The sequence below is a fragment of the Ligilactobacillus ruminis DSM 20403 = NBRC 102161 genome, from assembly GCF_900113455.1.
GTDB lineage: Bacteria > Bacillota > Bacilli > Lactobacillales > Lactobacillaceae > Ligilactobacillus > Ligilactobacillus ruminis.
This window is the reverse complement of record NZ_FOPI01000014.1, coordinates 1-11,871: the sequence shown is the minus strand read 5'-3', so window position 1 is coordinate 11,871 and position 11,871 is coordinate 1. Positions and strand designations below refer to the sequence as shown.

Sequence of the window (11,871 nt, the reverse complement as noted above, 5' to 3'; positions counted from 1 at the left end):
CTTTTACGGGCAAATCCCAAGAATCGACGTTTTGCCCGTAACCGAAGACTGCATTTTACGGGCAAATCCCAAGAATCGACATTTTGCCCGTAACCGAGAGCCGCCTTTTACGGGCACATCTCAAGAATCGACGTTTTGTCCGCAACCCCGACCCGGAATACTGATTGAACGTGCATTGCACGACACTGCATTTTTAAACAAAAAAAGGATTTTCCCGGCACAACCGTCGGAAAAATCCTCTTCTCAATCTAAAATCATCAACATTATTTATTCACTTCAACATCGGCAATCTTTTTGCCATGGACGATTTCGCCTGAAGAAACGCTTGGAATCTCTTTGATTCTGCCAGGCTGTGTAAAGAAACAGACAATAATGTCGTCATATCCGTTTTGGACAATCAGATCGCGGTCAAAATCCATCAAAAGTTCTCCTGCCTTAACTTTTTGTCCATCAACGTAATGCGATATGAACCCTTGACCGCGCATATTGACCGTGCCGATGCCGATATGAACAATCATTTCCAAACCGTTTTCGGAAACGAGCCCGATCACGTGTCTGGTCGTAAAAGTGAACCGAACCACACCGTCAAAAGGAGCGTAGATTTTTCCTTCCTGCGGTCGAATCGCAAAACCTCTGCCGTGAAATTCACTCAAAACATTCGTCATTTCTTCAACGTCCATGATCTTCCCGCTTGCTGGCGCAACCAATCTTGTCATGCCAGTGTTTTTGGCACATTCTTTATCCGAATCGTTTTGACCCTCAGAAAGCTTTCGCTGCAGCTCTTCGACGATCTCGGCGTGTTTTTTCTCAGTCAGTTTGACTTTTGACACAAACACGACCAGGGCCAAAATTGCCAAAACCAAAGGAACATAGAACGCAAAACTTTTAAAGGTATGCACGTTTCCTGCCGTCATGTCGGCTGCCGTTGCCGCCCCTGTCATGCCGCAGGTGATGGCAATGAAGCTGACAAGTCCGTTTGAAAAGGCTCCCGTCAGCTTATCGATCATCGGACGAATCGACAGCGTCACGGCTTCATTTCTTTCTCCGTTCTTAAGCTGTCCGTATTCGATCGCGTCAGTCAAAGTTAAAACGGTTACAAGTTGTGCAAAAGTAAAATTATACAAAGCAAGACCAATGACGATAAGAGTCATGTTTGATCCAAAGAAGATAAAAATCAGATATGAAACGATCATGCAAGCCTGACCAAGGCAAAACAAAACCTTGCGCGGAATGAACTTGTTCAAAATCGGGTAAAGCGGCGACGTGCAAAAGCCGACAATTGTTGCCACGACACCGACGATGGCATATTCTGCCGAACGATCGAGAATAAACTTGAAATAGTAGAACAAAACGCCGTTCGTCACAACGTTGGCCAATGAGTACAGGAAGTACGCAAGACTTGCCCAAAGAATCTGGTCATTTTTTACAATGGCGGTAAAGACCCCTTTCAAGGTCGTCTTTTCTTTCTGAGAGGCACGTCTGATGACGTTATCTTTTTCTTGCGTGCCAAATGCAGTGATGGTCATGCAGATAATGGTCAAAGCTGCAATGATGACCGAAAATGCAACCCATCCTTGCGGACCCTCAGTATGCTTGCCCGTTGCGGCAAACGTAAACCAGGTTACGATCGGAACGACGATAATCGTCAAACCGTTCCAACCGATCGATCCGGTAAAGTTTCCCAAAGCCGTATAAACGCCGCGTTCATCGCTGTCTTCACTCAAAGCGGGAACCATGCCCCAATAGGATACGTCAGAAAATGAGTAGAACACGTCCAGAATCACGAACAAAATAACGAATAAAACGGCAAACAAGATCCAATTTTTCTCCGCCAGTCCAAAAATTCCCGTAAACAATACGACCAAAAGCACTGAACTGACGATTGTCCCTGACAAAATCCAAGGCTTGAATTTGCCCCATTTTGTTCGCGTGTTATCAACGATGTTTCCCAAAACGGGATCAATCATGATTTCAACGACCCTGATTACGACAATCAGAGTCGTGATCAAAACGATAAGCTTATTGGCAATGTTTTTTGGCAATCCAACAAACAAGCCACTAGTAACGAAAATGATGAAATAATTGCTGAGCGCTGCATAAAAAGCAGCATGCCCCATGTTGCCCATGGCAAAAGCGAATTTTGAGAAAAGACCGCCCTGCTTCTCAGGCTTTGAAGAAGTATTTTCCATTGTCTGTGCCTCCAAATCAATTCATGAAATCGTTTACGAAAATTATTGTAAAATATTTTCCTGTTTAAGTAAAGAATTTACTTAAAAATTTTTCAATTAATTTTTTGAATATCCTCATCAGTTAGGCAAAAGCTCAATCAAATAGGCTTTTAAACCAATATTCAAGGAACATAACAATTAATAAAAATATTACCAAATATTTCTTGCACCATTCTCAGAAATCACTTATAATAACCATGTAAACGCAAACAATTAGTAAAAAATTACTGGAAGGTGGCTATGTTATGCAAGACTTGGTATACACGACGGACTGGCTTTCGGATTCGACCGTTTTTAAAGTCAATACGATCGATCCTCACTCCGATCATCATTATTACAGAAATGAAGCTGAACTCAAACAACGTGCTTCGTCCTTTGTTCAATCTTTGAACGGCAACTGGAAGGTTTCTTACGTGAAAGATTCGAATTTGCGTGTCAAAGACTTCTATAAGCAAGGTTTCAACGAAAACGGTTTCGATTCCGTCAAAGTCCCTGGACACCTTGAGCTTCAAGGATTTGGCAAACCGCAATACGTTAATACGCAATATCCGTGGGACGGAAGCGAATTTCTTCGGCCCGATTCCATCCCACAAAATCATAATGCCGTTGCCTCTTATATCAGGCATTTTACCGTTAATGAAGGCTTGAAAAACAAGCGCACCTTCATTTCATTCAAAGGTGCCTCAACGGCGATTTACGTTTGGCTCAACGGGCATTTCATCGGCTATAGCGAAGACTCTTTCACGCCTGACGAATTTGAAATCACCGATTTCCTGCAGGACGGCGACAATAAGCTTGCGGTCGAATTATGGAAGTTTTCTTCTGCCAACTGGATCGAAGATCAGGATTTCTGGCGTCTTTCCGGCCTGTTCCGCGATGTTGAGCTCTTTGCGATTCCAAGCACCCACATCAAAGACATCAATGCCACGGCAACTTTGACCGACGATTATGACAAGGGAAAATTAGAAATCAAATTGGATGTCGTCGGTGACGATTTATCGAAAAAAACGGCCAGGCTCACCGTTTACGACTTAGACGAAAAGCCTCTTTTGACGCAGGAAATTGCCCTTGGTGATTCCTGCTCTGCATTTTCCGCAGAAAATCTCGACGTCAAATTCTGGAGCGCTGAACATCCGAACCTTTACTCTGCAAAAATCCAGGTCTTCGATGGCAACGACCTGCTTGAAGTCATCCCGCTTGACCTCGGTTTCCGCAAATTTGAGCTCAAAAACGGACTGATGCTTTTAAATGGCAAACGCATCATCTTCAAAGGCGTCAACCGCCACGAATTCGACTGCAGAACCGGTCGGAGCGTGACCGAAGAAGACATGCTTTGGGACATCATGTTTCTGAAACGACATAACATCAATGCCGTTCGCACGTCGCATTACCCGAATCAGAGCCGCTGGTATGAGCTTTGCGACCAATACGGAATCTATCTGATCGACGAAACGAATCTCGAAAGCCACGGCAGCTGGCAAAAGCTCGGTGAATGCGAACCTTCGTGGAATATCCCCGAAAATAAGGAAGAATGGCTCGACAACTGCCTGTTCCGTGCCGACAATATGTTCCAACGCGATAAAAACCATGCTTCAATTCTTATCTGGTCATGCGGGAACGAATCTTATGCCGGAACAGACATCGAAGCAATGGCTGATTTCTTCAGAAAACATGACCAAAACAGAATCGTTCACTATGAGGGCGTAACTTGGAACAGAGAGTTCGACCGGATCACGGATATTGAAAGCAGAATGTACGCTAAGCCTGACGACATTGAAACATACCTTAAGAGCAATCCTGAAAAGCCGTACATTTCATGCGAATACATGCATGCGATGGGAAACTCCATCGGCGGAATGCAGCTTTACACCGCTCTTGAAAAATATCCGCAATATCAGGGCGGCTTCATTTGGGATTATATCGATCAAGGCATTTTGACCTCAACTGAGGATGGTGAAGAATATCTCGCATACGGCGGCGATTTCGACGACCGACCGACCGATTACGAATTTTGCGGCAACGGTATCGTTTTGGCAGATCGAACGGTTTCTCCAAAAGCCGGCACCGTCAAAGACCTTTATTCAAACATCAAGCTCAGACTTGAGAACGGAAAATTGACGCTCAGAAATGACAACTTGTTTGCTGAAACCGACGAATACTCATTCATTCTCAAAATTCTCGCTGATGGCAGAAAAGTTTGGGAAAGCAAACCGCTTGAGTTTGCGGTCGCTCCGGGAGAAGAAAAAATGTTTGCGCCTAACTGGGGCAAAGTTTCAGAAGAAGGCGAACTCGTTTATGAAGTTTCCTGCATGACCAAGAAAGATCTGCCTTGGGCAAAAGCCGGTTTTGAAATCTGCAAGGCTCAAGAAGTCGTCAAATCAGCCGATTTGTCCCTTAAAATTTCGCAAAAGAAACTGACTGCGGTTGAGGGCGACTTCAACATCGGCGTTGTCGGTGACGATTTCTCCATTCTTTTGTCAAAAGACAAAGCAAGTCTCGTTTCATATCAAAAAAACGGCAAGGAACTCATCAAACGTGCACCGCAGCTCAACTTCTGGCGTGCTTTGACGGATAACGACCGCGGTGCAGGCTCTGATTTCAAGTTCTCTCAGTGGGAAGTTGCCGGCAAGTATGCCAAAAAACAAGATATTGACGTCAAACGTGAAGAAAACAGCATCACCGTTACGTATACGTTCCGCCTGGCACTTTCGTCAGATGTCAAATGCAGCGTTTCGTACACGATTGATGCCAACGGAAAAATCATCGTTTGTGCTAAATATCCGGGCACAAACGGGCTTGCTCCTCTTCCGGAGTTCGGGTTGGAATTTGCTTTGCCAAAATCCATGAATCAATTTGCATGGTATGGTCTCGGTCCTGACGAAAGCTATCTCGATCGAACTGACGGTGCCTGTCTTGGACTTTTTGAAAGCAACGCAGAAAAAAACAAGGCTCCTTATCTGATGCCGCAAGAAACCGGCAATCACATGGGGACAAGGAACCTCAGAATTTACTCTGAACAAGGTTCCGGCATTTTGCTGAAATCAATCGACAAACCGTTCGAATTCAGCGTCCTTCCGGTAAACACCATGGAACTTGATGCTGCCAAGCATCACTATGAACTTCCGCAAACTCATTTTACCTGGGTCAAAATCCTGGCAGCACAAATGGGCGTTGGCGGTGATGATTCCTGGGGCGCACCCGTCCATGACGAATTTTTGCTTCCGTCTGAAAATGAATATGAAGTCAAATTCAGCATTGAGGCATTGTAAATCAAATCTCTGCTTAAAAAGGCAAAAACTATTTCTTACCCTATATGGCTGGGTAAAAAGTCCTTTTTCCCGCTTTAATTAAACGAAATGCCGAACGAAGGCGGTCGATTTGCGACTGACTTCGTTCGGCATTTTTAAATACAGTGCTGCTCAACTGATTTTGACAAGATCTCACTCAAATTTACGGACAAAGCATCCTTTTTTGATAATTTGTCCGTAAACGGCAATGATTATTTTGCCAAATGCAGCACCTGTTAAATCAATCTCATTCAAATCAGAAGCTAGTTGACGGAACTTTCACGCAAGATCAGTTTTGTTCCCAGCATGATCATATACGGGATGCGGTCGGGGGAGTCGAGACGGTCGATCAAAAGGTCAACGGCCCTTCTGCCCATTTCGTTTGATTCGATTCGAATGCTGCTCAATGGCGGATTGGCATATTGGGCCGAAATCGTATCATTGAACGAAATGATGCTGACATCTTTTGGAACGTCAATCTTAGCTTCTTTAAATGCCTTCAGCGCTCCGATAGCCATTGCATCGTTTGAAATCAGGAGCGCATCCGGGAAATCGTTTCGGCTGACTGAGTTCAAAGCTTGACGAATTGCAGCATATCCCGAATCAGGATCATATGCGCCGATAAAGACTCTTTTGTCGTCATACAGTCCGCGGTCTTTCATGCAGCGCTTGAAGTCCCCAAGTCTGAAGTCATGCGGAGTTCCGGAAACGTTCGGAAGTTCTCCGGCGAGCATTCCGATGCGCTTGCTGCCATGGGCGATGAAATGGCTGATGATGCTGTCGACGACTGATGAAAAATCGGAGTAGACGCATGAAAAGTTTTCCTTCAGCATGTTCGAATCAACGAAAACAACGGGAATCGAGAGCTTTTTCAGTTTGGAAATTTCATCTTTGGCATATTGATCTCCGCCAAGGACGAGGACGCCGATGCAGTCTTCGATGCCGTTCCATTCGCTGTGGCCATAGTACAGGACCGCATTGATTTTTTGTTCGCTGAGCTTTTCTTCGATGCCGTCTCTGATTGAATAGTAATATGAATCGTTGATTTCCTGAATCTGGTTTCCAAAAAAGATAACGGCAACGTTTTTTCCTGAATAATGGCGGCTGTTTTTTTGTTTGTGTTTTGTATAATTGAGAGCCTCCGCAGCTGCAAAGACGCGTTTTCTTGTTTCGTCATTGACGGAAAGAGTCGGATCATAGTTGAGGATGCGCGAAACGGTTGCTTGCGAAACATTGGCCTTTTTTGCAATGTCTTTGATGGTTGCCATTTTTGTTTCCTTTCGATAAAAGTTTTACTATTTAATTTTAGCACATATTTTTTTGTAAAATGCAGTCCTTGAAAAAACCATGCATCAAATTGAAAGAGGCCGGAAAAAAAACTTCCTCAAATTAAGAACCGGATGATTTGCAATCAATTGCAAATCTGATCCGGTTTTTGCGTGCATGACAATTCTCATACCATGATGTAAATGAGCAATGCTGCTCAGCACTCTGCATTTTCCAACAAAAAAAGAATCTTCTTTGCAGCATCTCGCCACAAAAAAGATTCATCCTTTTCCTTTCAATTCGCGTCTTGCCCCAACACATATTTCACAACTTCTTCCGTGCTTTCCGCAATTTGCGTTGCGCCGGCCTGCCTGAGTTCCTCATACATTCCAAAACCGTAGAGAACACCGATCGAATCAAGCCTGGAATCATTGGCTCCGCTGATATCATATTCACGATCGCCAATCATTATGACTTGTTGATGATCCTTGATTTTCAAATCTTTGAGTGCTTTTTTGATAATGTCTGATTTGCGCCCCAAATTTCCGTCAAGCGTTGCCCCGACGACGTGTTCAAAATACTTGTCCAACTCAAAATGCTCGAGAATCTGACGCGCAAACTTCTCTGGCTTTGACGTCGCCAAAACAAGTTCCACCCCTGCTCGTTTCAACTTTGCAAGCATTGATTCCGCACCGTCATAAACGCGGTTTTCGAATAATCCCTTAACCGCAAAATATTCCCGATACGTGTCAACCATGTCCTGGACCTGATCTTTTGGAAGGTTGAGATAACCTGCAAAGGAATCTGCCAATGGGGGTCCGATAAATTTCAACAGTTCCGTTTCATCCGGAACCGGATATCCGTTTTTTTCAAGCGCATATTTAATGGAGTTGATGATTCCTTCTGAAGAATCGGTCAGCGTGCCGTCAAGATCAAAAAATGCGTAACGATACATGGAAAAGCCTCCTGAATTTATTTACTTATCCATTATACCCTAAAATTCAGGCCCTGCGATTCTTATAGACGCCGACCGTCAGGAACGGAACGACGACGATTGCGATTGCCAAATAGCCGCAGTAGCCATAGCCATATTTGATGATGTTCGTCAAACCGACCAAAGAAATCGTCATTGACAGGATGATGATAAATGCAGAGATTGCCATGCGACGCTTGACCGTATTTTCAACTTTGCTGAAGATCTTGGAATTTTCAAAGCGTGAAACAAATGCAAACGTCGTCGTAACGCCGGTTGACGTTAAGCAAAGAATCAACGTGATGCCGTAAACTGCCATCATCCAGCCCATATGCATCGATTTCAATGTCGTCAGAGTCGGCAAAACCATGCCTGCTTCGCTTGAACCGTATGTTGATTGCCAACACATCAGCATGATTACGGCCAGCCCCAACGCAATCGTATTCATGACAAATGAAACGTTCATTGACTTTGCTTCAGCATGATTCTTGTTGCCGGAGAAAATAGCACCGCAAGCAAGCATCGTCGGGAGCGTTACGCATTGAAAACCGGCATAAGTAAAGGCATTGCCGATTGCGTGCGGAACCTGCGAAAACCCTTGCCTGGCAAATGAAGCAGACATCACGGCGCCGAAGTTGCCAGCCTTTCTGATACCGACAATATAGATGATCAAAACACAAAACATGATTGCAATTCCCATATAAGTACTTGCCTTACGCACGACACCGGCTCCAAAAATCGTCAAACACAAAATAATGGCACCTACGATGACGATGTTGACGTAATAATTCCAGCCAAGGTATTGCTGCAATGCGCTGGCCGCGCCTGAAACGGCTGCGGCAACTGCCATTACGACCATGATGTCAAAAAAGACCTCAAATAAAATTTCGAGCTTGTCAAACGGATGGTAAAGTTTTTCAAACAGCTCCTTATGGGATTTAAGGTTGAATTTGTTGTACATGATCATCGCTTCTCGCATCGTCATCGTCAAAAGAAACATGGCCAAAACAAGACTGATGATGCCGGACCATCCAAGCGAGACAAAGTAGGTATTTTCCTGATTGCCCGTTGCGAATCCGCCGCCGGCATGGGCCGAAAAAAGTACGGATGCGACTGAAAAAATTGCCATTGCTGATTTCGGAATTCCAAATTCCTTTTTGTTTTCTGCTTGTATATCCATTATGATACCTCCAAATTTCCCGCCAAACCATCATGTGACAGAAAAGACCCTTCGCCTCTTCTGTCCAACTACTACGACAGAAGAGACGAAAGGCCTTAAGCTAGCATGGGCATTCCGCGGTACCACTCTTCTTCACTGTGATAAATACAGTGCTCTCATTCGGTCCAACAACCTATGCCACGATAACGGAGGCAACCCCGTCGATTCCTACTTGATTTCAGAATCACCGTTTAGCGGCGAGTTCAACGATTTCGCATGTCCGCTTTACACCACCCAACGGCTCTCTTGATACGCGTCTTCATCTAATACTCCGCTTCATTACGTTTGCTTGTTTATGATATTATCATACGTATCTTTTTGTTTCAACACTTTTTTGTTATTTTTTTCAAATCTTTTTGTAATTTAGCTTCGAACCTTGCTGTTAAACTGCTTTGATTCCCGTTTATCTGAGGATGGAGCGCGACATTTTTGAAACCGTATGCCTTAATCCTCTGATTGCTTTGCTGAGTTCAAAAATATTTTCGACCGGAGCGACTCCGCTGTAACCCGCATCTCCGATATGCTGAATGTCGACGCCTGCAATCTTGTTTTGAAGCGCCATCCATCTGATCGTTTCAATTCCTGAACCTTCCTGACTCGTACCGATTGCGCTCATTGCCAAAACATCATGAAGATGACAAAGCTCAACCGCATCATGAGCCATTTCAAGCGTGATTCCCGGAACGGTTCCGATTGAAGGAATCAAAATCACGTCAGCCCCGGCTTCAATCAGTCTCTTTACGAAATCAAGATTGATTACAGGTTCTGAAACGCCTGCGCTATGCATTTTCCCGGCAAAGATCAATCCGTCAAAATTGCGCTTGGCTCTGCCGACGCTTTCGATGATTGCTTCATTCGTAACGCCAGTCCCTGGATTTCCCGTCAGACAAACAAAATCAATTCCCGATTCATTGATTTTTTCAAGCGTCGTTTCAGTCGCGGTTCTTCCGACCTCAATCTCGCATCTTTCTTCCATCATGTCAGCCGAAGCATCAACCGGTTCCAAATTGACCCCAATGGGACGGCCGCACAATTTTCTCAACGTTTCAAAAGGATTTTCACCCTTGCTTTGATCCGGCAGTCCCGCAATTTCAGGGTTCAGTACGTCAATACCGTTCAACAGTATCAGATCGGCACCAAACGAGGCCGCAATCTCTGCATTTGTAATCTCGCCGACCCATGATTCTCGCGGAGCAAAATTTTCCGAAAGAACGACTCTTCCATCCGATGCCTTGATGCTTTGTTTAAGTTCTTTTGAGTTCATTTTCAATATTTCCGATACGTCGGCACTGATCAATCTTTTCATATGTTTCACACCTCTTTGCTTTCATCGTTTAAGAACTGCTTTTCAACCGCAAGATAGAACATCCTGCAGATCAAAATTATCTGCAGGATTGAAGCCCGGATGCTGCCCGTTGTCAAAAAGCCTTCAAAAAAGCAACCGGATTATCGCCGACCGAATGGAGCAAACGAAATCACTGAAGTCTGCTTTTAAGTCTTTGCAACCCAAGCACAAGCGCCAATCCCATCAAGCAAAAAACAATGCTGAAACTTTCAAAACGCAGCGGATCAAGCGGAACGGAAAGGGTTGTCGGTCCCATGACGATTGCATAAAACGAACCAAGCATCATTCCGATGATAAAATGCAGCGTCTGTGAACGGTAACGTTTCAGGCAGGTTCTGATGACTTTGACAACCGTTGCCGCACCAAACAGGATTCCTGCGGCAAAGCACAACAAGCTTGGCAAAGCTTGAAAATTCAGCGTAATGACGCTCTTGATCGCAGAAATAACGGGGATATATGCTCCAAAAATCAGCAGCATCGTCGAACCGGAAACTCCTGGCAAAAACATTGCGGAAACAGCCAAAGCACCGATCAAAAACAGCTTGACGGAAGCAAACGCACTGAATCTTTCAAGATTCAGCACCGCAGAAGGAGCATTGCCGTTGACCACTCCGATCATGATTACCAGCAGCATGCCGGCCACAAGAAACAAAATCCTGCCTGGCCCCTTCTTGAAGTGATTTTTTTCTTCAATGACAATCAGCGGAATCGCACCGGCAATGAATCCGATGAACAACGAGCTCACCTTGTAGATGTGGTTCTCAAAAAGAGACGACAATATCAGCACCGCCAGCACCATGCCGATTGCCCAGCCGATTCCGAGCTTTGCCAAATACTTTGCGGCTGCCTTTTTTTGGACACGATTCCCTCGCATCAGGTCATCAATCGCACCGATGAAATTATCGTAAAATCCCATGATAAAAGCAACCGTCCCGCCGGAAACTCCCGGAACGCTATCGGCAAGAGCCATCAAAAACCCGTTCAGTCCTTGTCTGATCATTTAAATTCCTCCAGTTTATGATTGGTTTATCGTACCATAATAAGCTAAATTTTATCTAAACTGAAACTTAATTTTTTTATAATAAATCAGTCAGCGTTTTAGAGGAAACTTCCACAGACCAAAAGCGCAAAATGCTTAACGCTTCGCCGACAAAGCCAATATTTCCGATTGACGAACGCGAGTCCCGAGGCTGATTCAGACAGCTTATTTTATCTCATGAGCATGTTGCTCACAAGTATTTAGTCAAGTCCTAATTTGTGTGTAAAATATTTTTTCCCAGGCACAAGTTGTGCAGGGGATGCGAATGCATCCATGTCTGTCCACTATCACTCTTGAAGGAGCTGTCAAGGGTGCGCCATCTGCGCACCTCGAAGAGGTTCCCTTGACAGCTCCGGAAAGAGTGATACACCTTACGCAGCTCTTAGTTTTTGTTGTTCCTCTGCCAATTTTTTGAGTTCAGCAACTGTCTCGGACTTGATCATTTTTGCGTAGGTTACCGGACTGAATATGGCTTTCTTGGAGATCACGACATCGTTTCTTTCCAACAGAACGG

At 44.6% G+C, this 11,871-nt stretch carries 7 protein-coding genes and 1 other annotated feature; of the genes, 1 reads left to right on the top strand and 6 read right to left on the bottom strand.

Translation table 11 applies throughout. The annotated features are described in order from the left end of the window. Positions 1 to 263: 263 nt before the first annotated feature. Positions 264 to 2,189 (bottom strand): sugar MFS transporter, encoded by a 1,926-nt coding sequence (locus BMZ95_RS05185; RefSeq protein WP_046922637.1) that lies wholly within the window; start codon positions 2,187 to 2,189, stop codon positions 264 to 266. 284 nt (positions 2,190 to 2,473) lie between these two features. Here BMZ95_RS05185 and BMZ95_RS05180 point away from each other — a divergent pair, with 284 nt between their 5' ends. After that, positions 2,474 to 5,497 (top strand): beta-galactosidase, LacZ type, encoded by a 3,024-nt coding sequence (locus BMZ95_RS05180; RefSeq protein ID WP_046922636.1) that lies wholly within the window; start codon positions 2,474 to 2,476, stop codon positions 5,495 to 5,497. A gap of 281 nt (positions 5,498 to 5,778) precedes the next feature. On the opposite strand, the gene BMZ95_RS05170 is transcribed toward BMZ95_RS05180, so the two are convergent. The 5 genes from BMZ95_RS05170 to BMZ95_RS05140 all read right to left on the bottom strand — a co-directional run bounded on the left by BMZ95_RS05170 (position 5,779) and on the right by BMZ95_RS05140 (position 11,318). After that, on the bottom strand, positions 5,779 to 6,783 hold the full coding sequence (locus BMZ95_RS05170) for a LacI family DNA-binding transcriptional regulator (protein ID WP_046922635.1): 1,005 nt from the start codon (positions 6,781 to 6,783) through the stop codon (positions 5,779 to 5,781). 293 nt (positions 6,784 to 7,076) lie between these two features. Beyond that, on the bottom strand, positions 7,077 to 7,736 hold the full coding sequence (locus tag BMZ95_RS05160; RefSeq protein WP_046922633.1) for an HAD family hydrolase: 660 nt from the start codon (positions 7,734 to 7,736) through the stop codon (positions 7,077 to 7,079). Positions 7,737 to 7,782: 46 nt separating this feature from the next. Next, positions 7,783 to 8,934, bottom strand: coding sequence for a YkvI family membrane protein (locus BMZ95_RS05155; RefSeq protein ID WP_046922632.1), 1,152 nt, complete (start codon positions 8,932 to 8,934; stop codon positions 7,783 to 7,785). Between the two features lie 78 nt (positions 8,935 to 9,012). Continuing rightward, positions 9,013 to 9,262, bottom strand: a binding site (T-box leader). Positions 9,263 to 9,376: 114 nt separating this feature from the next. After that, positions 9,377 to 10,279, bottom strand: a complete 903-nt coding sequence (locus BMZ95_RS05150; RefSeq protein WP_046922631.1) for a DUF7916 family protein — start codon at positions 10,277 to 10,279, stop codon at positions 9,377 to 9,379. Between the two features lie 169 nt (positions 10,280 to 10,448). After that, positions 10,449 to 11,318, bottom strand: a complete 870-nt coding sequence (locus BMZ95_RS05140; protein WP_046922629.1) for a DUF368 domain-containing protein — start codon at positions 11,316 to 11,318, stop codon at positions 10,449 to 10,451. Between the last annotated feature and the right edge of the window lie 553 nt (positions 11,319 to 11,871).